19 protein-coding genes are annotated in these 26,902 nt (G+C 45.0%); 15 read left to right on the top strand and 4 right to left on the bottom strand.

Going from position 1 to position 26,902, the window contains the following annotated elements; all coding sequences use genetic code 11:
- The first annotated feature begins 332 nt into the window (after nucleotides 1-332).
- The 9 genes from D1Z90_RS00715 to tyrA all read left to right on the top strand — a co-directional run bounded on the left by D1Z90_RS00715 (nucleotide 333) and on the right by tyrA (nucleotide 11,787).
- On the top strand, nucleotides 333-2,558 hold the full coding sequence (locus tag D1Z90_RS00715) for an ABC transporter permease subunit (RefSeq protein ID WP_119908838.1): 2,226 nt from the start codon (nucleotides 333-335) through the stop codon (nucleotides 2,556-2,558).
- Nucleotides 2,559-2,571: 13 nt separating this feature from the next.
- Nucleotides 2,572-4,224 (top strand): phosphate ABC transporter permease PstA, encoded by a 1,653-nt coding sequence (pstA, locus tag D1Z90_RS00710; protein ID WP_119908837.1) that lies wholly within the window; start codon nucleotides 2,572-2,574, stop codon nucleotides 4,222-4,224.
- Nucleotides 4,225-4,257: 33 nt separating this feature from the next.
- Nucleotides 4,258-5,076 carry a phosphate ABC transporter ATP-binding protein PstB gene (gene pstB / locus D1Z90_RS00705; protein ID WP_119908836.1) on the top strand — a complete coding sequence of 273 codons (819 nt, stop codon included), beginning with the start codon at nucleotides 4,258-4,260 and terminating at the stop codon, nucleotides 5,074-5,076.
- A 17-nt stretch (nucleotides 5,077-5,093) separates the two neighbouring features.
- The gene (gene phoU, locus D1Z90_RS00700; RefSeq protein ID WP_119908835.1) at nucleotides 5,094-5,801 is read left to right on the top strand and encodes a phosphate signaling complex protein PhoU; all 708 of its coding nucleotides are present in this window, start codon (nucleotides 5,094-5,096) and stop codon (nucleotides 5,799-5,801) included.
- A gap of 128 nt (nucleotides 5,802-5,929) precedes the next feature.
- On the top strand, nucleotides 5,930-7,216 hold the full coding sequence (locus D1Z90_RS00695; protein ID WP_198419010.1) for a MipA/OmpV family protein: 1,287 nt from the start codon (nucleotides 5,930-5,932) through the stop codon (nucleotides 7,214-7,216).
- A gap of 123 nt (nucleotides 7,217-7,339) precedes the next feature.
- Nucleotides 7,340-8,542 carry an enoyl-ACP reductase FabV gene (gene fabV, locus D1Z90_RS00690; protein WP_119908833.1) on the top strand — a complete coding sequence of 401 codons (1,203 nt, stop codon included), beginning with the start codon at nucleotides 7,340-7,342 and terminating at the stop codon, nucleotides 8,540-8,542.
- Between the two features lie 262 nt (nucleotides 8,543-8,804).
- Entirely contained in the window at nucleotides 8,805-9,104 is a 300-nt protein-coding gene (locus tag D1Z90_RS00685; protein ID WP_119908832.1) for a DUF6482 family protein, read from the top strand.
- 468 nt (nucleotides 9,105-9,572) lie between these two features.
- Nucleotides 9,573-10,643: a 3-deoxy-7-phosphoheptulonate synthase gene (locus tag D1Z90_RS00680; RefSeq protein WP_119908831.1), complete on the top strand. Its 1,071-nt coding sequence runs from the start codon at nucleotides 9,573-9,575 to the stop codon at nucleotides 10,641-10,643.
- Nucleotides 10,644-10,653: 10 nt separating this feature from the next.
- Complete coding sequence (tyrA, locus tag D1Z90_RS00675) at nucleotides 10,654-11,787, top strand: bifunctional chorismate mutase/prephenate dehydrogenase (RefSeq protein ID WP_119908830.1); 1,134 nt, start codon at nucleotides 10,654-10,656, stop codon at nucleotides 11,785-11,787.
- A gap of 108 nt (nucleotides 11,788-11,895) precedes the next feature.
- Here the strand turns inward: tyrA and D1Z90_RS00670 are convergent, their stop codons facing one another.
- The 3 genes from D1Z90_RS00670 to hpf form a co-directional block, all read right to left on the bottom strand.
- Nucleotides 11,896-12,723, bottom strand: coding sequence for a DUF3108 domain-containing protein (locus D1Z90_RS00670; RefSeq protein WP_158587022.1), 828 nt, complete (start codon nucleotides 12,721-12,723; stop codon nucleotides 11,896-11,898).
- Nucleotides 12,724-12,876: 153 nt separating this feature from the next.
- A complete protein-coding gene (locus tag D1Z90_RS00665) occupies nucleotides 12,877-14,721 on the bottom strand; it encodes a chorismate mutase (protein ID WP_158587021.1) in 1,845 nt (614 codons plus the stop codon).
- 112 nt (nucleotides 14,722-14,833) lie between these two features.
- Nucleotides 14,834-15,181 (bottom strand): ribosome hibernation-promoting factor, HPF/YfiA family, encoded by a 348-nt coding sequence (gene hpf, locus D1Z90_RS00660; RefSeq protein ID WP_119908827.1) that lies wholly within the window; start codon nucleotides 15,179-15,181, stop codon nucleotides 14,834-14,836.
- 362 nt (nucleotides 15,182-15,543) lie between these two features.
- Here hpf and D1Z90_RS00655 point away from each other — a divergent pair, with 362 nt between their 5' ends.
- From D1Z90_RS00655 to D1Z90_RS00630, 6 genes are all read left to right on the top strand, one after another.
- Entirely contained in the window at nucleotides 15,544-18,666 is a 3,123-nt protein-coding gene (locus D1Z90_RS00655) for a sensor domain-containing phosphodiesterase (protein WP_119908826.1), read from the top strand.
- Nucleotides 18,667-18,761: 95 nt separating this feature from the next.
- Nucleotides 18,762-20,579, top strand: a complete 1,818-nt coding sequence (locus tag D1Z90_RS00650; RefSeq protein WP_232525172.1) for an extracellular solute-binding protein — start codon at nucleotides 18,762-18,764, stop codon at nucleotides 20,577-20,579.
- Complete coding sequence (locus D1Z90_RS00645) at nucleotides 20,576-21,664, top strand: microcin C ABC transporter permease YejB (protein WP_119908824.1); 1,089 nt, start codon at nucleotides 20,576-20,578, stop codon at nucleotides 21,662-21,664. Before D1Z90_RS00650 ends, D1Z90_RS00645 begins: the two co-directional genes overlap by 4 nt.
- Entirely contained in the window at nucleotides 21,664-22,701 is a 1,038-nt protein-coding gene (locus D1Z90_RS00640) for an ABC transporter permease (protein ID WP_232525171.1), read from the top strand. The genes D1Z90_RS00645 and D1Z90_RS00640 overlap by 1 nt, the downstream gene beginning before the upstream one ends.
- Nucleotides 22,698-24,272 (top strand): ABC transporter ATP-binding protein, encoded by a 1,575-nt coding sequence (locus tag D1Z90_RS00635; protein ID WP_119908823.1) that lies wholly within the window; start codon nucleotides 22,698-22,700, stop codon nucleotides 24,270-24,272. Before D1Z90_RS00640 ends, D1Z90_RS00635 begins: the two co-directional genes overlap by 4 nt.
- Nucleotides 24,273-24,296: 24 nt before the next feature.
- Nucleotides 24,297-26,207 (top strand): transglycosylase SLT domain-containing protein, encoded by a 1,911-nt coding sequence (locus D1Z90_RS00630; protein WP_119908822.1) that lies wholly within the window; start codon nucleotides 24,297-24,299, stop codon nucleotides 26,205-26,207.
- A 99-nt stretch (nucleotides 26,208-26,306) separates the two neighbouring features.
- Here D1Z90_RS00630 and D1Z90_RS21895 read toward each other — a convergent pair whose 3' ends face one another.
- Nucleotides 26,307-26,702: a type IV pilin protein gene (locus D1Z90_RS21895; RefSeq protein ID WP_119908821.1), complete on the bottom strand. Its 396-nt coding sequence runs from the start codon at nucleotides 26,700-26,702 to the stop codon at nucleotides 26,307-26,309.
- Nucleotides 26,703-26,902 lie beyond the last annotated feature (200 nt).

Below are 26,902 nucleotides of genomic sequence, written 5' to 3'. Positions count from 1 at the left end.
GGTTTAATCTAATTGTCATTTTTTTGACAAAAATAATTCATCAAACTGTTGGCTAAACCCTTCATTTTGATTGTTATTCTTGATTGTATTTTTTGTTTGCGTTTCATTTCTTGGCGTGGATCACACTTCCTACTCTAATAACTGACACATGCTTTTCATGTTATTGACACTTTTCTGTTTTATTTGTGTCACACACGTTTCGGTTTAGCACCCATGAAAGCCCTAATTAACTCTTATTATTCAATAGGTTAAAACTATTTTTTTCATGTAACAAAAGTGTAATTAAGACCCCATATACTGCACACAGTTTTAAATACCTTTAGAGGATGCTCATGGCAGAGGAATTTTCCCTATCACTTGCAGGGAGTCGCAAGCGATTGGTAAAAGATAAGCTCGCAAAATATGGCGTAACCACCGGTGCAGTACTGGTATTAACCGCATTATTATTGATTTTCTTTTACTTGTTATACGTCGTTCAACCGATTTTTGAAAAGGCCGAAATAGAAAAATTGGTTGATGTAAAGCTTAGTCAGCAAGCTAATAGTTTGGCTTTAGGCATGGAAGAGCAAAATGAAATCGCTTATCGCATGTCAGATAACGGTTTGATTGAGTTTATTGCTATTAAAGGCAAGCAGCAGGGCCAAGTGATTAAGCAACATCAACTTTCAGGTCAAGTGACCAGCTTTGCGCAAACCGTGCCAGCTAAAGGCATGATGGCGTTTGGTTTTGCTGATGGCAGCTTAGAAGTGGTGATGCCAAACTTTTTGGTGTCTTATCCGAACGACATTCGCCAAATAACACCTGAGCTAAGGTTTCCTCTGGGCGAAGAGCGGTTAGAGATAGATCCGCAAGGTCAGCCGTTATCACACATCGCATTTGAATTGTCAGATGAAAGCGCAGGTATTGCTGCCATCACTAAGGATGGTCGAGCATTGTTTATGAGCCTGACTGGCGAAGAAGACATGATGACGGAAGAAGTTGTGTGGGAAGGTGAGGTCACTTCTTTGCCTGACGCGCCGGCGAAAGTCGATCAACTGATTTTGCTGCCGAACTTACGTAACCTCTACGTAAGAAGCGGCAATCGTCTATCGATATATGACATTTCGGACATTGATGATGTGCAGCTGAAAGGCATCAAAGATATCAGCGCGAATCAAGCAAACGTTACCCGCGTTGAATTACTCACTGGAGCCAGTTCTTTGTTGGTTGCCAACGATAATGGCGTCATTTCACAGTGGTTTGAAGTGGCGAGTAATGGTACGCGTGAGTTGACTCATATTCGAGAGTTTAAAGCCGAAGGAAGTGTGGTGGATATTGCTCCAGAATTCTTTCGAAAGGGCTTTTTAACCATCGACAGTAACGGCTATTTAGACATTTTTCATACGACGGGTGAAACCCAGTTATTGTCTGAAAAAATCAGTGCAAATGCATTACAAAGCGTCGCCATCTCGCCTCGTGCTAACGCGCTTTTGATCGAAACAAATGGCACATTGAGTGTTTACCGCCTGGAAAATGAGCACCCAGAAGTGACCTGGTCTGCGCTTTGGCAAGAGGTGTGGTACGAAGGTTATGCCGAGCCTGACTACGTGTGGCAGTCTACGTCTGCCAGTGATGACTTTGAACCTAAGTTAAGCCTAGTCCCTATTTCTTTCGGTACCATCAAAGCGGCAATGTACGCTATGTTGTTTGCGGTGCCGATTGCTTTAGCCGGTGCCATTTACACGGCTTACTTTATGTCTTCAGGCGTGCGTAAATTTGTCAAGCCAACGGTTGAAATCATGGAGGCCTTGCCAACGGTGATTCTCGGTTTCTTGGCTGGTTTATGGTTAGCTCCTTTGATTGAAGAAAACATGCCTGGCATCGTGTTACTGATTGTGACGCTGCCACTGAGTATGTTATTGGCTGCATTTGTATGGCACAACCTGCCAAAGAGTGTGCGTCAAGCTACACCAGAAGGCTGGCACAGTTTAATCCTGATCCCCATTGTGATTGCTGTGGGCTACGGCGCGATTGCGGTGAGTCCAACATTTGAAGTCTGGTTGTTTGATGGTGATGCTCGTAAGTACATGACCAATGAGCTTGGCATTAACTTTGACCAACGTAACTCACTGGTTGTGGGCATTGCGATGGGATTTGCGGTTATTCCTACCATTTTCTCGATTGCGGAAGATGCGGTATTTAGCGTGCCTAAACACCTTACCAACGGTTCATTGGCCTTAGGGGCAACTAACTGGCAAACCCTTGTTCGTGTAGTTATTTTAACCGCAAGTCCGGGTATTTTTTCTGCTGTCATGATGGGCTTAGGCCGTGCAGTCGGCGAGACCATGATTGTATTGATGGCGACAGGTAACACGCCGGTCATGGATTGGAGTGTTTTCCAAGGCATGCGTACCCTTGCCGCCAATATTGCGGTAGAAATGCCAGAGTCTGAAGTGGGCAGCTCGCACTATCGGGTTTTATTCTTAGCAGCGTTTGTGCTGTTTGTATTCACCTTCTGTTTTAACACTGTCGCCGAGTTTGTGCGTCAGCGTTTACGTGAAAAGTATTCTTCCCTGTAAGTGAGTAATTAAGATGAGAAATTGGTTTAAATCTGGTGCTCCATGGATCTGGTTAACAGGTGGAGCCGTCTCTGTTAGTTTAGTAGCGGTTGTTGGTTTATTAGCATTAATTGCCTGGCGTGGTCTGAGTTTCTTTTGGCCAAGCACAGTTTATGAGTTTGACCTAGAGGAGCTTAATGGCCATCGTCACACTGTGATTGGTGAGCTCTATGATTCAGAATTGGTGCCAGCTGATCGCATCATTGATTCAGGCGTAAAGCTGCCTGAGGGGCACGGTGAGATGATTGAGCGCTTCTTGCTCAAAACCGGTAACCGTGAATACGTTGATTTGGATTTTCGCTGGATCATGGAAACCCAAATCAAAGGCGAGCAGGCACCGAAAGATATCGCGGTATTTGAGCGTTCAACAAATGGTAACTTTTATGGTTATGTGGTGGGGTTGCAACAAGGTGAACAAGCGGTGAATGTCAGTGACATGCGCGGTGAGTTGATTGCCCGTATGGAACGAGCCATCGAACTGAATGGCAAAGCCGATGATTTGCAGCATGGCCCAATTGGTAAAATTAATTACCGCCTAGAGCGCATGCGCTTGGAAGAGCGTGGACTTGAGCTAAAAGGGCAATTAGATGCTGCGGCGCAGCAGAAATTTGTCGATGAGCGTGAGCAGTTACAGCAAGATTATTTGGTGCTGGAGAAAGAGTTGTTTGCATTTCGTGAACAGGCCAGTCGTGACAGCGTGATTGTCAAGGACATGGACGGGCGCGAAGTTAACTTACCAATGGCTAAAATCTTAGATGTGTATTTTCCAAATGACATGGGCTTTTTTGCCAAATTCAGTCATTGGGTTCATCAATTAGTGAAGTTTGTGGTGTCTGAGCCACGTGAAGCTAACACCGAAGGCGGGGTGTTCCCAGCGATATTTGGTACCGTGTTTATGGTTATGTTGATGGCTGTCATCGTCACGCCACTTGGCGTAGTTGCGGCAATTTATCTGCATGAATACGCAAAGAAAGGGCCCATCACTAAGATGATCCGCATTGCCGTGATTAACTTAGCCGGTGTTCCTTCTATTGTATACGGTGTATTTGGCTTGGGCTTCTTTGTTTATATGTTAGGTGGCAGCTTAGATCAGCTGTTTTATCCTGAGGCATTACCCAGCCCAACGTTTGGCTCGCCAGGTGTCATTTGGTCTGCTCTCACCTTGGCCATTTTGACTTTGCCTGTTGTGATTGTCTCCACCGAGGAAGGTTTATCTCGTATTCCTAGCTCGGTTCGCCAAGGCTCATTGGCTTTGGGAGCTACTAAGGCAGAAACGCTGTGGCGCATCATTATCCCAATGGCAAGCCCAGCTATCATGACGGGTTTGATTCTTGCGGTAGCTCGTGCCGCGGGTGAAGTTGCGCCGTTGATGCTAGTGGGTGTGGTGAAAATGGCGCCAACCTTGCCATTAGATGGTAACTTCCCATATTTCCATTTAGAGCGTAAATTTATGCACTTAGGCTTCCACATCTATGATGTTGGTTTTCAAAGCCCTAACGTAGAAGCTGCTCGTCCATTAGTCTACGCCACCGCATTCTTACTGGTGACGGTGATAGTGGGCCTTAACATGGCAGCGATTGGTATTCGTAACCACTTACGTGAAAAATTCAGGTCGTTGGATCAGTAATCCAGCCAAAGACAAAGAAAAAAAGGTATTAAAATGATTTCAGTAACTCCAACAAACGCTAATAATCAGCAGCTTGACCTGAATAACCTAACCCCGGCACAAGTGGCGTTAGAAATAAAAGACTTGAACTTGTACTACGGCAGTAAACAAGCATTGTACGATGTCAGCATGAAGATCCCAAAAGGCCAGGTGACCGCGTTTATCGGCCCGTCAGGTTGCGGTAAGTCGACGTTGTTGCGTTGTATAAACCGCATGAATGACTTGGTCGATATTTGTAACATTGAAGGTGAAATTAACCTCCACGGAAAAAACATCTACGATAAAAGCGTTGATGTTGCGTCACTGCGCCGCCGCGTAGGTATGGTGTTTCAGCGTCCTAACCCGTTTCCTAAATCCATTTATGAAAATGTGATATACGGCTTAAGACTCCAAGGCATTAAAGACCGCCGCACACTAGATGATGCCGTAGAGCGCTCTTTGCGAGGAGCTGCGCTATGGGATGAGGTTAAAGATCGTTTACATGATAATGCGTTTGGTTTATCGGGTGGTCAGCAACAGCGTTTGGTGATAGCCAGAGCGATTGCGATTGAGCCTGAAGTTTTGCTGTTAGACGAACCAACGTCAGCACTTGATCCTATTTCTACCTTGACCATTGAAGAGCTGATCAATGATCTTAAGAGCAAATACACGGTTGTGATCGTTACTCACAACATGCAACAAGCGGCGCGGGTATCGGATCAAACTGCTTTTATGTATATGGGTGAGTTGATTGAATACTCAGATACCAACACCTTATTTACGACGCCGAAAATGAAAAAGACCGAAGACTATATTACTGGCCGTTACGGTTAAGACTGGAGTGATACTTTATGGATAATATGAATTTAAACAAACACATCTCTGGTCAGTTTAATGCTGAGTTAGAAGGTGTACGTAATCAAGTGATGTCGATGGGGGGCTTGGTTGAGCAACAACTTAACGACGCCATTGACACTGTGCATGACCAAAACTTGGAGATAGCGCGACGAGTCGTAGAGCGAGATGTGAAGGTAAATTCTCTGGAAGTCAGCATTGATGAAGAGTGTACCCGAATGATCGCGAAGCGCCAGCCTGCTGCCAGTGATTTGCGTTTGATCATTGCGATTATTAAAACTATTGCCGATTTAGAGCGCATTGGTGATGAAGCGAAACAAATTGCCCATATGGTTATCGACAACGCCAACAAAACTCAGCCACCCTTGGTGAGCATTGAGAACATGGGCCGTAATGTCGTGAAAATGCTGCATAACTCACTTGACGCTTTTGCCCGTATGGATGTAGAAGCAGCGGTGAAGATCCACGAGTCAGACAAGCGTGTGAACCGTGAGTACGAAAGCGTGGTTCGTGAGCTGATGACCTTTATGATGGAAGACCCTCGCTCAATTCCAAACGTATTAAAAGTATTGTGGGCCGCTCGCGCCATGGAGCGTGTGGGCGATCGTTGTAAAAACATCTGTGAGTACATTATCTACTTTGTAAAAGGCAAAGATGTACGGCACATTGGCAGTGATAATTTACAGTCTATTCTTGACGAATAAGCCGGCCAAAGGCGAGCACCCAAACGGACATTAAAAAGCGGAGCAAGTGCTCCGCTTTTTTATTGTCTTATTCGCGTTTTGGTAAGGTCTTAGCTATTATGCGATTTTTTTGCCAAGGATTCTTTACAGTGAAACTGGTTATTGCGCTGTTACTTTTGAGCATCGCGGGCGCAGCACAAGCCCGAGTGGATTATGCCGACGAGCAGAACGACTGGGGGGTTGCAATGGGGTTACGCAGCGCCGACATCCCCTTCAACAGTAATGAAGACACGGTAAATGACGTTATGCCTTTGCTGTTTTATCAAGGCGAGCACGTGTACCTAGACGGTTTGTCTGGGGGGGTGAATTTGTATCAACAAGACGGTTTTTTTGCTGGCTTAATGGGGCGTTTTCGTTTCTTTGACATAGATAAAGACGCGCAAAATGATATTCAAGGTTTCAGCTTAGACGCTGGTGGCGTCGTGGGTTGGCAGTTTGACTCTGGGTGGCAAACGCAGGTTGAAGTATTGTCTGACTCAGACGGTCGTGTACACGGTAACTGGTTAAGCAAGTACCACTTAACGGGTGATAGCTGGGATTTCAGCCCTTACGCCAAATTAAGATTCAAATCTTCCCGTTTTAACAACCGTTATTACGGCTTAACCCTTGATGATATTGGCGCAGATTATGATATTACCCTAGGAGCGAAAGGCCGTTATCAGCTGTATAAAAACTTATACGCTTTGGGTCATGTTGGCATCACTCGGTTAGGTCGAGATACTTACCACAGTGATTTCATCAACTCACCCACCCAAGTCGAAACTTACATTGGTCTGGGGTTATTCAACGACCCAAGCCATAAATACAGTGGCGCGCTGGCAAATGACGCCTACGTTAGATTGGCACATGGTTGGGCAACCCCTTCTAATATGGGGGATATCTTTAAGTTTAATACCGAAAAAGATCCGTATAATAACACCATGTGGTCATTATTTTATGGCCACCCTTTAGCGGATAATTTATTTGATTGGCCTTTTGACGTTTATCTGACACCTGGGTTGATTCACCACAATAAGTCTGACGTGCAAGACAGGTTTATGGAATACGTGGTGGCCATTAAAGCGTATTACACTTTCACTTGGCCGGTGCGCTGGCGTTTGGGCGCTGCAGAAGGCTTGTCTTACAGCTCTAAGATTTCTTACATCGAGCAAAGTGAAATGGACCGCAAAGATTATAAAGCCAGTAAGCTACTTAATTACCTGGATATCTCCCTTGATGTCAACATCGGCGATATTGTTAACCAAGCCAATTTAAAAGGCTTATGGTTGGGATATAGCCTGCATCATCGTTCTGGTATTTTTACCTCTTCGTCTGCTTTTGGGCGGATCAAGGGGGGCAGTAATTACAATAGCCTGTACTTACAATGGCATTTCTAATGCCAAATAGCCTTGTTTGACTGGGGCTTAGCTCCAGTTCTGGCAAACTAGATTTTCGTCATGGTCTAAAATAGGGTATCTTTAGCCCGCTATTTTTATCTTAATAAAGAATCAGAGAATACAATGATTATTAAACCAAAAATTCGTGGATTCATTTGTACCACCACTCATCCTGTTGGCTGTGACGCCAATGTTGCCGAGCAAATTGCTTACACTAAAGCACAAGGTCCTGTAAAAAATGGTCCTAAGCGCGTACTGGTTTTAGGCGCGTCTGCTGGCTACGGCTTGTCTTCACGTATTGCGGCGGCTTTTGGCTCTGATGCTGCGACGATTGGCGTATTCTTTGAAAAGCCAGGCACAGAGAAAAAGCCAGGCTCTGCCGGTTGGTATAACTCTGTTGCGTTTGACAAGTATGCAAAAGAAGCTGGCCTTTACGCTAAAAGCATCAATGGCGATGCGTTTTCAAATGAAGCAAAAGCCAAAACGATTGAGCTTATCAAACAAGACCTAGGCCAAATTGATTTGGTGGTTTATTCATTAGCTTCGCCAGTGCGCAAAATGCCAGACACAGGTGAAGTCGTGCGTTCAAGCTTAAAACCTATTGGTGAAACTTATACATCAACCGCGATTGATACCAACAAAGATACCATCATTGAAGCCAGTGTTGAGCCCGCTACCGAAGAAGAAGTAGCGAATACGGTCACCGTGATGGGCGGTCAGGATTGGGAGCTGTGGATCAATGCATTAGCAGAAGCTGGCGTGTTAGCCGAAGGCGCTAAAACGGTCGCTTACTCTTACATTGGCACAGAAATTACTTGGCCGATATACTGGCATGGCGCGCTTGGTAAGGCGAAAGAAGACCTAGATCGCGCTTCTGCTGAGCTGAATAAGCAGCTTACGGCCATCGGTGGTGAAGCTTATGTAGCGGTACAGAAAAGCGTTGTTACTCAGGCGAGTGCAGCGATCCCAGTGATGCCTTTGTACTTGTCTATGGCATTTAAAATCATGCGCGAACAAGGTTTGCACGAAGGTTGTATGGAACAAATTTTCCGTTTGTTTGATGACCGTTTATACCGTGAAGATGGCGCTGCGCCAGCAACCGATGAGCAAAATCGTTTACGCCTTGATGATTGGGAACTGCGTGATGAAGTGCAAAATGCTTGTAAAGAGTTGTGGCCACAAATTACCACTGACAACTTGTTTGAATTAACCGATTATCAGTTATACAAAGACGAGTTCTTGAAGTTGTTTGGCTTTGGTATTGATGGCGTTGATTATGACGCTGACGTTGTCACAGACTTAAGCTTTGATTGTGACCAGCTATAATCAATAAGCTTTTTATTGCTGTATTCAGGCCGCCTTGTGCGGCCTTTTTGTTATCTGCGCCATAAAAATAGTCTTTCATCTTGGCTAAAACTGGCAAATTTCGCCGCTCCCTTCCACATTTATTAAGCTGCTCAAAGTATCTTTAAAAATCATAACTTCATTGATCAGTCGATTAAATGGCAACGTATCTGAGTGTGATACCAATTAGCCGTAACTTAAGGAAGGCGCAACAGGTTGTGGCCTTAAGTAAGGGAGGAAAGCAATGCAAAGCAAGCAACTCAAACAATGGATCAGAAATGGGGGAGAGCCAGAGTGCATCATCATGACTTGTTCTGAATCTTCTATGTATCAACCTGAGATTAAAGTGCATGATAAATTTGAGCCAATTACAGATGCTCAAGGTAATAATATGCATTTTAATAGCTTGGTAAACACCAAAAATGAGCTCAAGAAAATAGGCTTTACCAAAGCCGTATTAGAGCTCGATGTCACTAGCGATGAAATGCTCGGAGAGCCCATTGTCGCAGAAGACTGTTTTCAACGCATGGAAATTACCCTGTAAACCCTGGCGTTCATAAGACTGGCCTGTGTTTATTAAAAGGTCAGTCGCCCGCTGTTAATCATTAAGAAAACTTATCTTTTTAGCCGGTTTAATACGATAAGCCTTACCAAGTTAAATAACCTCCGAATACAGTCGGTATTTTAGGCGTTAAGTATGAGAAATTAGCCTTTGTGTGATTGTGCTAAACTTGCCAACCATGGCTCTCACTAATCTCTTGGGTTGGTTTCCTCAGTAGTCGTTTGTGCTTAAAACCGGTGCTTTTTTATGCTTCCCTTCTTGCCTCTCAGCCTTTAAAAGGCCTCTTTTACCTCAATATAGTTAAGAAAACTCAAATCTGGCTTGCAAATCACTCTCTGATTGGTATTTTGTCATCTTGGTATAGTAGATTTAACCAATGTCGGATTGGTTAGACGGTTGGCAAGGCGTTGGCCTTATTCATTCTCAACACAAGTAAGTGGGAAATTTATCATGCAAAAAGACAGTTTAAATAACGTACATATTTCTTCGGAGCAGGTGCTTATTACGCCTGCAGAGCTGAAACAGAAATTACCGGTTTCAGAACAAGCTTTAACATTCGTGCAAGACGCACGTAATACCATTTCAGATATCATTCACGGTAAAGACCACCGTTTATTGATTGTTTGTGGTCCATGTTCCGTCCATGACCTTGAAGCTGCCAAAGACTATGCCAACCGCCTTAAAAAACTGCATGATGAATATAAAGACACCCTGTATATAGTAATGCGGGTGTATTTTGAAAAGCCAAGAACCACTGTCGGTTGGAAAGGCTTTATCAATGACCCACACATGGACAATTCCTTTGACGTTGAGACGGGCTTACACTTAGGCCGCGAATTATTAGCTTGGATTGCAGAGCTTGGTCTGCCAGTAGCAACGGAAGCCTTAGATCCTATTAGCCCGCAATACTTGGCTGAGCTATTTAGCTGGTCAGCAATTGGTGCTAGAACTACTGAGTCGCAAACTCACCGTGAAATGGCCAGTGGTTTGTCAATGCCTGTTGGTTTTAAAAACGGCACCGATGGCAGCCTAGCCACCGCAATCAACGCGGCGCAATCAGCTGCTGCTTCGCACCGATTCATGGGAATTAACCAGCAAGGTCAAGTTGCGTTACTGCAAACTCAAGGTAACCCTGATGGTCATGTTATTTTACGTGGTGGTAAGCAGCCAAACTATGACTCTGTTAACGTGGCATTGGCTGAGCAAGCGATGCAAAAAGCCGGCGTCCGCCCTGCAATCATGGTGGACTGTAGCCACGCAAACTCAAGTAAAAATCACGAGTTACAGCCTTTGGTATGTGAAAACGTGATCCACCAAATTGAGGAAGGTAACCGCTCAATTATTGGCGTGATGATTGAAAGCCACATCAACCCAGGCAATCAAAGCGCAGATTTACCAAGAGAAGAAATGCAATACGGCGTGTCGGTCACGGACGCTTGTATTGACTGGCAAACCACGGCGGACTTGTTAGCAAAAACTTACCAAAGTTTAGCTAAACCGCTACAAGCGCGCATCAAGTAAGGAAGTTATCATGGCACATCCACTTGATCCTTTAAGGCAGCAAATTGATGACGTTGATCAGCAGTTAGTGGACCTATTGGCGCGTCGTTTGGCTTTAGTGGCTGAAGTGGGCGAGGTCAAAAGTGAGCATGGTTTACCTATTTATGCTCCTGATCGCGAGGCTGCAATGTTGGCTAAGCGACGGGACGAAGCACAAAGTAAAGGGGTACCGCCTGACTTAATCGAAGACATACTGCGTCGCACGATGCGTGAGTCTTATGCCAGCGAAAATGATACTGGCTTTAAAACGGTTAAGCCTGACCTGAGAAATATCGTTGTGATTGGCGGTGGCGGCCAGCTGGGTAAACTGTTTGTTAATATGCTTACTCTGTCTGGCTACCATGTCGATGTACTTGAAAAAGGCGACTGGCATCAAGCCGATAGCCTGTTGCAAAATGCGGGCATGGTATTGGTGGCAGTGCCGATTGAAGTCACCACAGAGACCATAGCTAAATTGTCTCAGTTACCTGATGACTGTGTGCTGGCTGACATTACCAGCACCAAGACAGCACCGCTTGAGGCTATGTTAGCCGTGCATAAAGGCCCTGTGGTGGGGTTGCACCCCATGTTTGGCCCTGACATTCCGAGTTTTGCAAAACAGGTGATCGCGTATTGTGATGGCCGCGGTGAAGCGCAATATCAATGGTTAATTCAGCAGATGCAAATTTGGGGTGCGCGTTTGTACCCAACCACTGCGCAGGCTCATGATGAAGCCATGACCTTGATTCAAGCCTTACGGCATTTCACCAGCTTTGCATACGGTGCTCATTTGCAATCGGTCGATGCAGATGTAAAACAGTTATTAGAGCTTTCGTCACCCATATACCGACTGGAGTTGGCGATGGTTGGCCGCTTGTTTGCCCAAGACCCCAGTTTGTACGCCGACATCATAATGTCTAATCCGGCTAACTTGGCGATGATAGAGTCTTATCATCAGGCATTAGGTAACAGCGTAAGCATGCTACAACAAGGCGACAAACAAGCCTTTATAGAGCGATTTGAAAGTGTCAGCGATTGGTTCGGCGATTACGCGAAGGTATTTATGGCGGAGAGTAAATCGTTATTGCAACAAGCGCACGACAGTCGTCATTACCAAGACGATTAAGTGCCTCACCGCCAACAGCTAATATGATTCAACAAAAGCCCAGCACGCAGCTGGGCTTTTTTGTATAACGTTAATTGTGGCTTTAAAATCCTAGCCAACCGCCTTGGCTTATTTGGCTGCGAAATTCACCGGTTGCGCCAGGCAAGCGCTTTGGTAGTTTACGGCTGTTGCTGTGATATCAAGGATACGGCGCTTGTAGTGGGCTTGCACCATTTGCCACTCTAGCTCTGGCGCAAACCACATCACTAACTTACGGTCTTTCTTTTTGATTTGCTCTACCGCCCAAGCCTGATACTGCTTGTTGCCAATTTTTACGGTCTCTTGGCCACGCACTTGAAAATAATAGTGAGAGACTTTTTCGGCTCGTTGCATTTTAAAGTCAAAAGCACTGACACCCTGTTGCAGGTTTCTCTGTATTTGCAAAGCAATAGCGTCCATGTCTGTAATGGGCACCGACTCTTGTTTGTAATACTTCTTCTCTCCGTCCAGGTTTACTTCGCTGGACAGGTTATCTTGACTAAATGTGGCCCTGACATAGGCGTCACTAAAGCCGTCGATATCACGAATAAATTGTGTCGGAAGAAACTGCTGCTGGTCTTCACTCCAGCGGATATTGGTGACCTGCTTGCCCTTATTTTTGAATACCAAAACGGAAATTTTTCCTTCCGTGGTAACAGACGCCTGATTGTCTTGCCATTGGGTTGAGCGAGTGCCTTGGCCAATGTGACTGCCACGGTAGAAAAAATCATACGTAATCGCGTTATCGCATTGAGAGGCGAGGGCTTCAGGCAGGGTATTTGACGACTGATCTTGCAGCGGGTGAAGCGCAGGTGATGATTCGCTTGACGATTGCGCGCTGGCGGCTGGCGCGAAAATAAAAAAGCTTATTAAGTACAATAAGGCTGGGGAACGTACATGCTGATAAAATCGTCTCAAGTCGCCTCCAAAGTAGCGAGTGAAGTATCTTAAATCGCCTGTTTTCATAGCATAGGACACCGCAAGCGACAGTGTCCTAAATATGACCATAGTATTCTTTAAAAGTTGCATTTTCCTTTAAATTGCAGTTACTTGCTGACAAACATATAAGCTTTAATAAATTGCCGCTAAGATATTTGTCAATGCAGAGACTTCGAGCTGCCCCTGATTATCGCGGCGTAAACTTAGCTCTAAGTGAGCGCCAAGTTTGCCGCAACGCGTGGCATGGGTAATGGCGTCTTGATCCAATAGTGGCAGTTTAAATAACCCTTGCGCAGTTAACTCGCTGACACAATTTAAGTCGTTAACCTTGGCCGTTTCATTGATATAAGCAAAAAGCCGCTGATTACCGCTTGTGTTCAACTTTTGGCATTGCGCCAGCCAGCTTGCTGCTGCTGTGTCAGGTGCGACTTTAACCGCGGTTGCAATCGATAGTTTATTGCAGCAAGCGGAGATCGTATCCATGTTGTCGGACCATGGTAAGGTGGCAAATTGGGCGAATTTGTTTGCCGCATCTATTTGCACGGGAGCCGTGATAGCAACGCCCAGTGGCATATGGAGTTGCTGGCAAGTGTGTTTGAGTTCAGCCAATAACTGCGCCATGTTTGTGACATCATGATGTCCTTCAAGTGAGAACACTATGCCGTGAGAACCAGCCTGTTTGAGTTGTTGGCAATCTTGTTTTAGTTGCTCGATATCATTGCCTTGAAGACTGACTAACACACAATGCTGATGTTGTGTGATTTCGCTTAGTGGATGCTGCGCTGCGCTGGCATCTTGCTCCTTGCTTTGTTGCAGGCTTAAGTCAACATACGCTTGGCTAGGTAACTGAGTCGCTGCGACTTCATGGCTGGGATAGCAACCGAGTATTTTGAAGTGGTGTGTTAGCGGCTGAATTTCTGCAAAAGCTTGCTGCATTGCAAGGTCGTCAAGGTTTGCAGCCAAATCGATATAAAATACCTCTTGCCATGGCTGGCCTTTAACGGGTCGAGATTCCAGCTTAGTCATGGGTAATTGGTGTTGGTTAAACACGCTCAAAACGGTAAGTAGCGCTCCTGCTTGTTGTCCTGTAGACACCACCAAAGTGGTTTTGGCTGGCACCTGACTGGCCACTTGGATGCTTTGCTTAGCCACAATAATGTAGCGGCTTAAACTGTCCGCTTGGTTATTGACCTTAGCTTTAATCAGTGACAAGTCTTCAACACCAGGGTGCAGGTCGCTGGCCAGTAATGCAACTGGCTCGCGTGCTTTCGTTAACTCAGTAATGCCTTTGCTGGTGGCGCTAAGGTAGTGAATTTTGTCTTGGTAAGGCAATAGGCATTGATCGGCTTGGGAGTAAGCTTCTGGGGTGGTATAAATTTTCTCGACTTGATCGAGGCCGACATTATGATTGCTATAAATGCAGTGATTTTGCTGACAAACGATTTCTCCCGTAATCGCAAGCTGAGTGTGCTGAAGTAAATCATAGACTTGGTTAATACTGCCTGCACTGCTGCTTTCAATTGGCAATATTGCGGCATCTGCCGTGCCTTGTTCGACTTGTTCAAAGCAGGCCTGAAAATGCGCCGCGGGAGCAAGTGAAATTGGTGTTTTACGTTGCTGATAAAAATTGTTGGCTGCGTGCAATGCTTCACTGTCTGCCACATAAGACAGGGTCAGCCGACTGTTGTTATTGGCGTTGACTTGCTGCTGCAGATATACCTGCTGTGAACGGACCGAGTCTTCTAAAATAGTGTGGTAAATTTGAGTGATATAGGTGGCCTCTAGGCCTAGCTCTGCGCCTTGTTTAATGAGCCTGATTAATAGCGCTTGTTCACGCTCTATGTCTCTCACCGGTTTTGTCGTTGCTTGCTTGCTGCGTGCCACATCAATAGCGATGGCTTTACGCTTGGCAAGCAGGGTTAACAGAGCTTGGTCTAATGCAGTAATTTCTTGTCTTATTTGTTCTAAACTCAGCATGTTCTTATCCAAAAAAATAAACCTCCCAAGTGGGAGGTTTATCATAACGGGTTAAATCTCTTAACTGCAATCTTAGTTGATTAGCAGCATTCGTGAAGACTCACAGTAGAAATTATGCAGCGGCTTCCTCGTTGTCATTACTGGGTTCAGGTGCTTGTGCCTGTTTAATATGGCGTTTGGCTTCTGGCTTATCGATATGCTTGATCAGCTGCTTCTCCAGTTTTTGGCCTAGAGCGTTGATGGCTTTGTATAAGTCTGCATCATTTGCGGTGGCAAATAGTTTGCCATTAGGCACGCCTATCACACCTTCAATTTTGAAGCCTTTTGGCTCTTGGGTGATGATGAAGTGGGGTTTGATCAATGGCAATTGATGCTTTTCGAGTTTATCGAAACGAGCCTGTACTTTTTCGCGCATGGGGGTAGTAATAGTTACATGTTTGCTGGTGATTTCTACTGTCATAAATAGCGCCCCTTCTGTTGCTTCAGTTGTTTGCTTCAAATTCAGATTACGCTTTTGAGGGAATATAAATGTGATCTAGGTCATTTTTTTCTACGGGCGAGTGCATTTCGCTTCGTTTTTTGATTTAGGCGGACTTAATGGTTTTTAATTTGTAAATTTGCTTGAGTTGCTTGAACGCCTGTAGCAATATTGAATGAATAGGTTTAGATAGTTGTATTTACTATCAACGGCTTAACTCGTCTTGCGTTTATCCTTTTTTGTTCTGACTCAGTAGTATGTCCTAAATATCTCCCCTCGTGTATAATAATGAAAAGCTCTAAACACTAACACTTATTCTAATACTCGGAGCCGTTGTTTATTGTATGTATAAAGGCCTACTTAACCCCCACTCAGCGCATTCCCCAAGCAATAAACAACTTGATAGTGGTGAAAATGTCAGCAAAGAAGCTAAGGCACAATTAACACGCCAAGTTAAAAGTGTGCATGAAGACCAAAGCCTATTTTGGTATTGGGACTTAAGCCAAGACACTTGGCATACCCAAGGGTGCACTTCTGATAAGTTGCAAGCTTTCACGGCCATGAATGGCCAAAATATTAGTCATATGATCCGCTTTGTTGCCCCCGAAGACCGTGATGATGTCGAGCGTTTTTTAAACGCCGCGATCATCGGTGAGGGACTAGAGCCAATAGAATATCGATTACGGCTCAATGACGATGAATTTTGGGTCACTACTGCGGTCAGCCAAGTGATTGTGGAAAATAATCATCGTAAAGTGCTTGGCATCACCACCGAACAAACTCAATTTCGCAGCGTCAATAATTACCGCCAAAAGCAAAACGCGGCGCTATTGCAACTGGCCACAGAAAAACGTTTGGAGAAAGGTGAGAGTTTGGCCTTTTTTGATACTTTATGCCGTCAGCTAATGGTGACATTACCGGTTACTCATGTCGGTGTGTGGTTAATGGATGAAAATGGCTACCAACTTAGCTGTGTGGCCACAGCAGGAAAGGGCGAGCTCTGCGTTGGCGAAGTAGAATCACAAACTCGCCACCCCTGGTATTTTGAACAACTGAGCAAATACAGCGTGCTGGTCAATGAAGTGACAACAGAGGATAACAACCCTGTCGCGTCTTCACTGGAAACCTTACCTTCAATCCAAGGTATTATTTCCAGCCATGGTAGGGTAAGAGGGCTTATTTTCTGCCAGCCGCAAGATGAGCTGTATTTGTGGTCTCTTGATGAGCAGAACTTTTTGCAGTCTGTAGCGGAATTGGCGACCCGTGTATTAGATATCTCCCAAAAGTCAAAATTGGAACGTGCTCGGCAACAAAAAGAGCAATTGATTGATGTTATCTCTCATGCCGTTTCGGCCGAAACGGGACAAGGATTTTTTAATGCCTTGGTCACTCAGTTATCACAGGCCTTAAGCGCTCGCGTGGTATGTATCTGTGAGATAGAGTCCGATTACGCGGCTCGTAATGTGGCGATGATCAATGATGGCCAGTTACAGCAAAGTATGATCTATTACTTGACCGATACCCCAGCAGAATTAGTCCAGTCCAGTGGCCCGCAAATTATACGAGAGCATGCCAGCGATCGTTATCCCGCTATTAATGAGTTACTTGATTGGCAAGCCAAAGGCTACATTGCTTGGCCTTTAACCAATGGCGTTGGCGAGTTAATTGGTTTGATCATCTTAATTTCTGATGAGCCACTGCCGGAAGAGTCCACCATTCAATCGGTATTAAAAATATTTTCCATTCGCGCGACAGCAGAGCTCGTACGCAAACAAGATGAAGCAGAATTAAAACTTTCTGCGGTGGCGTTTGAAACCAATGAAGGCATCATCATTGCCGACCCTAATGGCCACATTTTAAGAGTAAATTCTGCGTTTGAAGAAATTACTGGCTACCAAGTAGCAGAAGTCGTCGGTAAAGACATCGATATTCTGAACGGCGATCGCCGAGAGCAAGAGGCCATCTCTTTATCCCAAAAGGCTGATGAGAATGGTCGCTGGAGTGGCGAGTGTTGGCGCTTACGCAAAAATGGCGAGCTTTATCCGCAATGGGAAACCATCACATTGGTGCGTGATGATAGAGGCAACGTAACCCATTACGTTATTTGCTTTGAAGACATTTCTGAACGTAAAGCCGCAGAGAAAAAAATCCAAAGTTTGGCCTATTTTGATGAGCTTACTGGGTTACCGAATCGCCGGTTTTTATTAGAGAAATTATCGACTGCCTTCGATGTTGCCATAGAGCAAGAAATGATAGGTGCGGTGCTGTTTATTGACTTAGACCATTTCAAAGCGATCAATGACTCGTTAGGGCATGCCGCGGGTGACTGGGTGCTTGAGAGCGTGGCGAAGCGCTTAAAAGCCATGATCCGTGACGGCGATATTCTTGCTCGACTTGGCGGCGATGAATTTGTATTGCTACTGCCTGCACTTTCGGCTAATCCGCCGCAAGCAGAGCAGCAAGCTAATTTAGTAGGAGAACGCTTAATCAAGCGTATTTCTGCGCCATACCGCTACCATGATCAAGATTTGCATATCGGTGCCAGTGTTGGCGTAACCTTGTTTCCTGGTAAAAATCAAAGCGCCGACGACTTGCTAAAACAAGCGGATACCGCGATGTACCAAGCAAAATCTGCCGGCCGAAAAACGCTGATGTTTTTTGATATGGGCATGCAAAAGCAAGCCGACAAACGCCTTAACATTCATAACGCGTTGCGTAGCGCAATTGAAAAGAACGAGTTTTTACTGCACTACCAACCACAACATATGGTTAATACCGGTGAATTAGTTGGGGTGGAGGTGTTGGTTCGCTGGATGCCGAACAACAGCAAAATGATGGTCAGTCCGGCCGAGTTTATTCCTATCGCTGAAGAAAGTGATTTGATCATAGAGATTGGCATGTGGGTATTGTTTGAGGCTTGTCGTCAATTTGTTGAGTGGCAGAAAGCAGGCGTGTATTTACCGCAGATAGCGGTTAACGTCAGTCCGAAACAATTCCACCATGTTGATTTTGTCGAGCAGGTAGAGGAGGCCATTCGTGTCTCAGGTATGGAGCCAAGTCACCTCAATTTAGAAATAACGGAGTCTGTTGTACTGGGGCATGCCGAAGAAACGATTCGCAAAATGACCCAATTAAAAGAAATGGGCATCAGCTTTTCGGTAGATGACTTTGGCGCAGGGTACTCTTCATTATCTTACCTCAAACGTTTGCCAGCAGATGAGCTCAAGATAGATCGCTCGTTTATTCGAGATATTCCTCGTGATGCCAGCGACATGGCCATTGTTGAGGCCGTATTAGCTTTGTCTCGTCACATGGGCTTTAGCGTCACTGCGGAAGGCGTTGAAACACGACAGCAGTTAGAGTTTTTACAAAAGCAAGAATGCAATTTTTATCAAGGTTACTTCGCCAGTAAACCGATTGCCGCCGATGCCATGGTGCGATATTTAGACAAAATTAAAACCATTTAAGTAAAGTCTTGTATAAATAAAGATTTAGACTTGTCTATGGCAAGATTTTTTGCATATAGTTGGCTTACTTCATTCGATTTATTGGGGAGCCAAGTTTGGCAAGAATACAAGGCAGTTGGTGGCGTAACATCGCCTTAATGGCGACGTTTATTTTTCCACTTGTAGGCGCCAATAGTGCGGTCGCAGAGCCCACACACGGCATTGCAATGCACGGTGAGCCAAAATATTCTGCTGGATTTAGTCACTTTGACTACGTTAACCCCAAGGCACCGGTTGGCGGCAGTTTCAAACAAGCGTCTCGAGGGACATTTGACTCCTTTAATCCTTTCATTGTCAAAGGAACGCCCGCCGATGGTGTGGGGCTTATCTATGATACTTTGATGATTGGCTCGGCTGACGAGCCTTTTTCTCGCTACGGCCTTGTTGCGCAACAAATCGAAGTGGCCGCCGACTTTTCTGAAGTGACGTTTTACCTTAATCCTGCGGCTCGGTTTCATGATGGCCAAGCTATTACGGCGAAGGATATTGCTTTTAGCTACGAGATTTTAACGACGCAAGGCGCGCCGCATTATCGCTCATACTACGCCGGAGTAGAAAAAACAGAAATAATGGATGAGCGCACCATCAAGTTTATTTTCAAGCCTGGTGAAAACCGTGAACTTCCTTTGATCATTGGTGAAATGCCAGTGTTACCCGCCCATTATTGGCAAGACAAGCAATTCGACCGCTCGAGTTTAGCTATTCCTGTTGGCTCAGGACCTTATAAAATCGCCAGTTTTGATGCTGGCCGTAAAGTGGTGTATCAGCGGGACGAGAAATACTGGGCTAAAGACCTGAATGTGCGAGTCGGTCACAATAATTTTTCGCGGATGCAATACGAATATTTTCGTGATACTACCGTTGCCTTTCAGGCATTTAAGGCAGGGGTATACGATTACCACCAAGAATATTCTGCCAAAAGCTGGGCTACGGCTTATCACGGCAGTGTCTTTGATCAAAACAAAATCTTGCGAGAAAAGGTGGCGGATGCCAACCCACAAGGCATGCAAGGTTTTTTCTTTAATTTACGCCGCGACAAGTTTCAAGATCCCAGAGTCCGCCAAGCCATCGCCACCATGTTTGATTTTGAGTGGTTAAACCGGCAGCTTTTTTACAGTCAATATACGCGTAGTAACAGTTTCTTTGCGAACTCTGAACTGGCCGCTAACGCGTTACCGTCGGAACAAGAATTAGCTATCTTAGCCCCTTATCGCTCTCAGCTCCCTGCGAGTGTGTTTGAACAAGAATACCAACCAAGCCACACTCAAGGCGATGGTAATATTCGCCCGCAAATGCGGCAAGCCGTGGCCTTGTTTGAAGCTGCCGGTTATCAACTTAAAAACAGCAAAATGCTAGATAAAGACGGTAAGCCGCTGTTTTTTGAGTTTTTGGTGTATGACAAGTCATTTGAGCGAGTGATCCAACCTTACCGCAAGAATTTAAGTCGTATTGGTATCGAAACCGTGATCAGCCTAGTGGACATTTCGCAATACATCAATCGTTTGAATAGCTTTGATTTTGACTTGGTGACAATGCGTCTAGGGCAGTCTAATTCACCTGGTAATGAGCAGCATATGTTTTGGAGTTGCGACTCGGCTAAATCACCCGGCTCTCGTAATTATGCCGGAATTTGCGACCCTACTATAGATGCACTGATTGAACAGGTTATCTCGGCGCAATCTCGTGAGCAATTGGTCGTGCAAACGAAGGCATTAGACCGGGTATTACAACACGGCCACTTCGTGGTACCGCAATGGTATAGCCCTTCTCATCGCATCGCTTATTGGGATAAATTTGAACGACCCGATATTCGTCCAGCCTACAGCATAGGCACAAACACTTGGTGGGCCAAGCCTAAGCAGGAGCATCCATGAGCCAGTATATCTTTCGACGTTTGTTGCTCATGATCCCAACCCTGATAGGCATCATGACGATTAACTTTTTCATTGTGCAAGTGGCTCCCGGCGGCCCGGTTGAACAAGCTATCGCAAAAGTCCAAGGGTTAGGCGGCGACGCCACGAGTAGAATGGGCACAGGAGGCAGCACTGAGATCATTCAAAGAGATACCAGCCAAGACTCGGGCTATCGCGGCGCTCAGGGGGTTGACCCTGAATTCATCAAGCAACTGGAACAACAATACGGCTTTGATAAGCCACTGCTTGAACGTTACTTTTTAATGTTATGGAATTACGCAAAGTTCGATTTTGGTGAGAGCTTTTACCGAGACATCAAAGTAACCGATTTATTGCTTGAGAAAATGCCAGTATCGATCTCTTTAGGGCTATGGACGACCCTGTTGGTGTATTTAATCTCGATCCCTCTTGGCATTAAAAAAGCGGCCAAACATAATTCTCAGTTTGACGTTTGGACCAGTACCTTAGTGATCATTGGCTATGCCATACCGGCATTTTTATTTGCCTTGATGCTCATTGTGGTATTTGCCGGCGGTACTTATTTTAACTGGTTTCCGCTGCGGGGGTTAACGTCTGATAATTTTGAGCAGTTAAGCCTTGGCGGAAAAATCTTGGATTACTTTTGGCATCTCGCACTTCCGGTCACGGCGTCGGTAATTGGCAGTTTTGCTTCACTAACCATGCTCACCAAAAATGCCTTTCTTGATGAAATTGGTAAGCAGTATGTGGTTACGGCAAGAGCAAAAGGATGCACAGAAAGTCGAGTATTGTATGGCCACGTATTTCGCAATGCCATGCTGCTGGTATTGGCGGGCATGCCTGCTGCATTAATCGGTATTTTTTTAACCGGGTCTATGTTGATTGAAGTTATTTTCTCTTTGGACGGGTTAGGTTTACTGGGGTTTGAATCCGTCGTGAACCGTGATTACCCGGTCATTTTTGGTTCGCTGTATATTTTTACCTTGGTGGGCTTACTGCTTAAGCTCGTAACCGATATTGCTTATACCGTGATCGATCCTCGGATTAACTTTGAGGGACAAAAATAATGGCTATGTTTGATTTTATGCGCCATCCCATGAACCAACGCCGTTGGCAACAGTTCAAACGAAACAAACGTGGCTATTGGTCGTTATGGATTTTTTCAATCTTATTTGCGCTGAGTTTATTTGCCGAATTAATCGCAAATGACAAACCCATATTGGTGTCGTATCAAGGGCAGTGGTATAGCCCAGTTTGGGTAGCTTACCCAGAAACTACGTTTGGCGGTGACTTTGATACTTGGACTGATTATCAAGATCCATTAATCGCCAATAATATAGCAAAGGACGGTTGGATTATTTGGCCGTTGATCCCGTTTAAGTATGATTCTATCAATTACCTCCTGAGCGAGCCTTCGCCATCGCAACCGACCAAAGAGAATGTGTTAGGCACAGATGATCAAGGACGAGACGTACTGGCAAGGCTAATTTATGGCTTTCGCATTTCGGTATTGTTTGCCCTAGTGTTGACGTTATCGAGTTCTGTTATAGGTATCACCGCTGGAGCGATTCAAGGGTATTACGGCGGGTGGATAGATTTGATTGGTCAGCGTTTAATTGAGATTTGGGAAGGCTTACCTATGTTGTTTATGCTGATTATTCTAGCCAGCATTGTGCAGCCTAGCTTTTGGTGGTTATTGGGGTTGATGCTGCTATTTAGCTGGTCAAGCCTTGTTGGTGTTGTCAGGGCTGAGTTTTTGCGAGGCCGAAACTTGGAGTACGTCAAAGCGGCCAAGGCAATGGGAGTCAGTGATAAAGCCATCATGCTAAAGCATATTCTGCCAAATGCTATGATCGCGACGATGACCTTTATGCCTTACATATTTACCGGTGCGTTAACGACGTTAACTGCCCTCGACTTTTTAGGATTTGGATTACCGCCTGGCTCTCCTTCTCTTGGCGAAATGGTAGCTCAGGGTAAAGAGAATTTACAAGCGCCTTGGCTTGGCATAACAGCCTTTACTGCTTTGTCTGTCATCTTGGTGTTATTAGTGTTTATCGGTGAAGCAGCCAGGGATGCATTTGATCCAAGGAAGGCATTATGAAGCAGCCATTATTAAGTGTGAAAGAGCTCGCCGTCAGCTTTGCCGATAAAGCCGTAGTGCAAGACCTTAGCTTTGAATTAAGCGCAGGGCAAACGCTGGCAATTGTTGGGGAAAGTGGCAGTGGCAAGTCAGTGACGGCATTGTCGATTTTAGGTTTATTACCAGAGTCGGCTCATCACCCTAAAGGCGAAATTTTATTTGCCAATGAAAATGTGCTGACGATGGGGAAAAGTGCCTTACAACAACTAAGAGGCGATCGAATTGGCATGATATTCCAAGAGCCAATGACCTCTCTAAACCCCCTTCATACCGTAGGCAAGCAAATTGCGGAAGTACTTTGGTTACATAAAGGCTTAAGCTATGCTCAAGCTAAGCCACAGATGCTTGAGCTGTTAGCTTTGGTCGGTATTCAAGATGCTGAGAATCGGCTGCAAGCTTATCCTCATGAACTCTCGGGAGGGCAAAGGCAACGTGTTATGATCGCCATGGCATTGGCTAATGAACCGGATATCTTAATCGCGGATGAGCCGACGACAGCCCTCGACGTAACCATTCAAAAACAGATTTTAGAACTGCTAAAAGACTTGCAACAAAAACTTGGCATGGCGTTGCTCATGATCACTCATGATCTCAATGTGGTTAAACATTACGCTGACAATGTGATCGTGATGTGTCAGGGCAAGCAAGTAGAAGCTGGCTCAACCCAACAAATTTTTCAAACGCCAAAGCACAGTTATACACAAGCGCTGCTTGACGCCGAGCCAACGGGCATGATGTCAAGTGTCACCTCTGCTAACACCTTACTGACCGCTAATGATATTAAGGTATGGTTTGCTACTGAGAAAGGCTGGTTTGGTAAGGTAAAGCAATACAAGAAAGCGGTAAATGGCATCAGCTTACAAATAGCGGAAGGGGAAACATTAGGCATTGTCGGTGAAAGCGGCTCTGGTAAAAGTACCCTGGCGCAAGCTCTGTTAGGGTTAAACGACAGTTCAGGCGAGGTCGTATATCTGGGCCAACGCATTGATAAGCAGTCTCATAAAGAGTTGGCCTCTTTAAGGCAAGAACTGCAAATGGTGTTTCAAGACCCTTATGGCAGCTTAAGCCCCAGAATGTCGGTACAACAAATTATCAGTGAGGGCTTATTGGTTCATCACCAATTACCCGCTGAAAAAGTCGCTCAAAAAGTGGCACAAGTGTTGACCGAAGTTGGACTGCCAGAAGACGCAGCTAATCGCTACCCACATGAGTTTTCGGGTGGGCAGAGGCAGCGCATCGCCATTGCGAGAGCCATTATTTTACAACCCAAATTGATTATTCTAGATGAGCCGACATCGGCACTTGATAGAACCGTGCAAAAACAGATTATAGATTTATTGCGTCAGTTGCAGAAAAAGCACAAACTGAGTTATTTATTTATAAGTCATGATTTAGCCGTTATAAAAGCCCTTTGTCATCGAATGATAGTGATGCAAGGAGGGCAACTGGTAGAACAAGGCTCGGTGGCGGAGATTTTCAGCTCACCCAAAGCCAACTATACTCAACAGCTACTTAAAGCTGCATTATTATAAATCGATTTTAATGAGGAGACTCGTTTGCGTAAATTAGGTTATGTGATTACGACTTTTATGTTGCTTTTATCGCCATGGAGTAAAGCAAGTGACCTCACTAAACAACGGACGGTTTATCAACAAGCGTTAACGGCGCAAAAACAACAAGACTGGCCCAAGGCGCGCCAATTGACTCAAAAGCTTGGCGATTATCCGTTAAATATCTTTCTTCAATACAATGATTTAAAAGCGCATCGTAGCAGCGCAAACCCTGAAGATATACGCCGTTTCGTTGCTCAAAATCAAGATTCATACTTGGCCAATAGTTTGTTGCGTTATTACCTTTTTACACTGGCTAAGCAGCAAAAATGGCGTACTTTTTTAAGTTTCACTGAGCAAGCGCCAACCAGCTTAGCGTTACAGTGTTATTACTACGATTTCCAATTAAAAGCCGGTAATAAAACAGAAGCCTGGCAAGGAACGCAGCAACTTTGGTTGTCTGGTTCATCGCGCCCCGATGCTTGTGACGGTTTGTTTGCTTCTTGGGATAAAGCCGGACTACTTACCCAAGAGTTAATATGGCAGCGCATGTTGCTCGCTTACGATAAAAAGCAGCTGTCATTGGTGAAGTATTTAAATAAACGTTTAAATGCTCAGTATAAACCGTACGGTGACAAGCTTATTGCCAGCTATGGTAAACCTGACGCTATCTTAAGCAGCCAACAATATTCGCTGAAAGAGTCTAAAAACGGTGACATCGTGGTGGCGGCAATACTGCGTTTGATTCCTAAGTCACCCAAGCAAAGCTTTAGTGCCTATCGCGCCTATTTAAAGCAAGGTAAGCTGACGCCAGAGCAGTTGATACGGGTGGAGAAAAAGCTGATCCAATACGTAATGTTTCGGCATTTAACGAATGAATTAGCCTGGGCTGACAAACGTCTAGCTAAATTGGATGATGATAACCTTAAAGAACAACGTATCCGCTATGCTTTGGCAAAACAAGATTGGTACAACACTGAGAAGTGGATAGCACTGCTTTCAGATGAACGAAAAGATACCGAGCGCTGGCTATACTGGCAAGCTCGTATCGCGGGCTTAAATGGTGATAAAGCGTTAGCCCGTGAGTTATTAATGAAAGTTGCGCAAGAGCGCAGTTATTATGGCTTTATGTCGTCACAAACTTTAGCCACACCGTATCAACTTAACATTGAAAAAGTCACTTTAGATAAGGCCAAGCTGGCGCCAGTTAATCAGGTTTTACTCCGGGTTAGTGAGCTGAAATACCATGAAGCAGACAACTTTGCTCGCACTGAGTGGGCAAGACTGATTGGTCGCCATCCTAAGCCTATGATTGATCAATTGGGTCAGTATGCGCTAGAGCAAGGCTGGCTGCATTTTGCTATTTTAGCCAGCATAGAAACCAAGAGCTGGGACTTGGTAGAGCAACGCTTTCCTATGGTGGAAGCAACCACTTTCCAGCATTTTGCGAAAGAACGCCAATTAGAGGCCAGCCTACTGTTTGCCTTAGCAAGACAAGAAAGCGCATTTTATCAGCAAGCTCGCTCTCCTGTGGGCGCGAGAGGTTTGATGCAACTCATGCCTGCCACTGCGAAGTACACCGCGAAGAAAATTGGGTATCAGTACCAAGGGGTGGAGAGTTTATATGAAGCCGATGTGAACGTACGTTTGGGCAGTGCGTATATTGGCCAGCTACTCGATGATTACCAAGGAAATCGCATTTTAGCCAGTGCAGCATATAACGCGGGTCCGCACCGAGTGAAGCAATGGCAGGCTCGAAGCCCCGGCCTAGATGTTGATACTTGGGTAGAAGTGATACCGTTTAGAGAAACCCGAGGTTACGTGCAAAGCGTATTAGCTTATAACGTGATATATCAGTATCAGCAAGGCCAAGCGATGCTGATGTTGAGTCAAAAAGAGCGTGCAACGCGTTTGTAACACTAAATGAAGAGGTTCCTAGTCAATGCTAGGAACTTCTAATACTGTTAAACGGTTTTGATTGAGTGGAAACTCTATGCTAAATAGTATGTCGAGCGTTTACCAACAAGCTGAAGGTGTTTTTACGTCTGACTGGTTAATGGTCATTTCCTTACAATTAGTCGCACCTGCTTTATCTGTTTGCTGAGTGCTGCCGGTTTTAGCGGTTGCTTTAATGGTGTAAGCCGTCGCAGTATTTCCAGTGATAGAAAATTCATAGTCGTCGTTGTTGGCTATACCTATATCCGCTATAGCAGCGCTGTAGGTGGTATTGGTTATGCGGTGAGACTCTTGTTCAAGAGCTCCTTGCATCAATATTGACTGCGCATCAGTCCTACGAGTTTTTTGCACGTGAGACTGATAAGAAGGGTAAGCAATAGAAGCCAGTATGCCTATAATTGCGATTACCACGAGTATTTCAATTAATGAAAAGCCGTGTGACCGTGTAGCCTTCATAGATATCTTCCTTGAATTCGTTGTAAGGTCGAGCATTATACTCACTCCAGCCATTAGTATCATTATTATCACTGGGAAAATATCAATTTTAAGTCTTAAATTTGCTTATTTTCAATTTAATGATATGTGCCACACAGATTTGTAAGGTAGAATTGAGCTCTATTTGTGCACAAATTATCGCCGTGTTAGTATATTTTGTG

The organism is Motilimonas pumila (assembly GCF_003596335.1).
GTDB lineage: Bacteria > Pseudomonadota > Gammaproteobacteria > Enterobacterales > CBDFNC01 > Motilimonas > Motilimonas pumila.
The sequence above is the reverse complement of the archived record's forward strand: the minus strand, read 5'-3'. Positions and strand labels throughout refer to the sequence as shown.

What these genes read in the sequence shown, in the direction of transcription:
- hpf (WP_119908827.1), bottom strand. Translation starts at nt 15,181, where the DNA reads ATGACAGTAGAAATCACCAGCAAACATGTAACTATTACTACCCCCATG.
- D1Z90_RS00645 (WP_119908824.1), top strand. Translation starts at nt 20,576, where the DNA reads ATGAGCCAGTATATCTTTCGACGTTTGTTGCTCATGATCCCAACCCTG.
- D1Z90_RS21895 (WP_119908821.1), bottom strand. Translation starts at nt 26,702, where the DNA reads ATGAAGGCTACACGGTCACACGGCTTTTCATTAATTGAAATACTCGTG.
- D1Z90_RS00680 (WP_119908831.1), top strand. Translation starts at nt 9,573, where the DNA reads ATGCAAAAAGACAGTTTAAATAACGTACATATTTCTTCGGAGCAGGTG.
- D1Z90_RS00665 (WP_158587021.1), bottom strand. Translation starts at nt 14,721, where the DNA reads ATGCTGAGTTTAGAACAAATAAGACAAGAAATTACTGCATTAGACCAA.
- D1Z90_RS00715 (WP_119908838.1), top strand. Translation starts at nt 333, where the DNA reads ATGGCAGAGGAATTTTCCCTATCACTTGCAGGGAGTCGCAAGCGATTG.
- fabV (WP_119908833.1), top strand. Translation starts at nt 7,340, where the DNA reads ATGATTATTAAACCAAAAATTCGTGGATTCATTTGTACCACCACTCAT.
- pstB (WP_119908836.1), top strand. Translation starts at nt 4,258, where the DNA reads ATGATTTCAGTAACTCCAACAAACGCTAATAATCAGCAGCTTGACCTG.
- pstA (WP_119908837.1), top strand. Translation starts at nt 2,572, where the DNA reads ATGAGAAATTGGTTTAAATCTGGTGCTCCATGGATCTGGTTAACAGGT.
- phoU (WP_119908835.1), top strand. Translation starts at nt 5,094, where the DNA reads ATGGATAATATGAATTTAAACAAACACATCTCTGGTCAGTTTAATGCT.
- D1Z90_RS00635 (WP_119908823.1), top strand. Translation starts at nt 22,698, where the DNA reads ATGAAGCAGCCATTATTAAGTGTGAAAGAGCTCGCCGTCAGCTTTGCC.
- D1Z90_RS00685 (WP_119908832.1), top strand. Translation starts at nt 8,805, where the DNA reads ATGCAAAGCAAGCAACTCAAACAATGGATCAGAAATGGGGGAGAGCCA.
- D1Z90_RS00640 (WP_232525171.1), top strand. Translation starts at nt 21,664, where the DNA reads ATGGCTATGTTTGATTTTATGCGCCATCCCATGAACCAACGCCGTTGG.
- D1Z90_RS00655 (WP_119908826.1), top strand. Translation starts at nt 15,544, where the DNA reads ATGTATAAAGGCCTACTTAACCCCCACTCAGCGCATTCCCCAAGCAAT.
- tyrA (WP_119908830.1), top strand. Translation starts at nt 10,654, where the DNA reads ATGGCACATCCACTTGATCCTTTAAGGCAGCAAATTGATGACGTTGAT.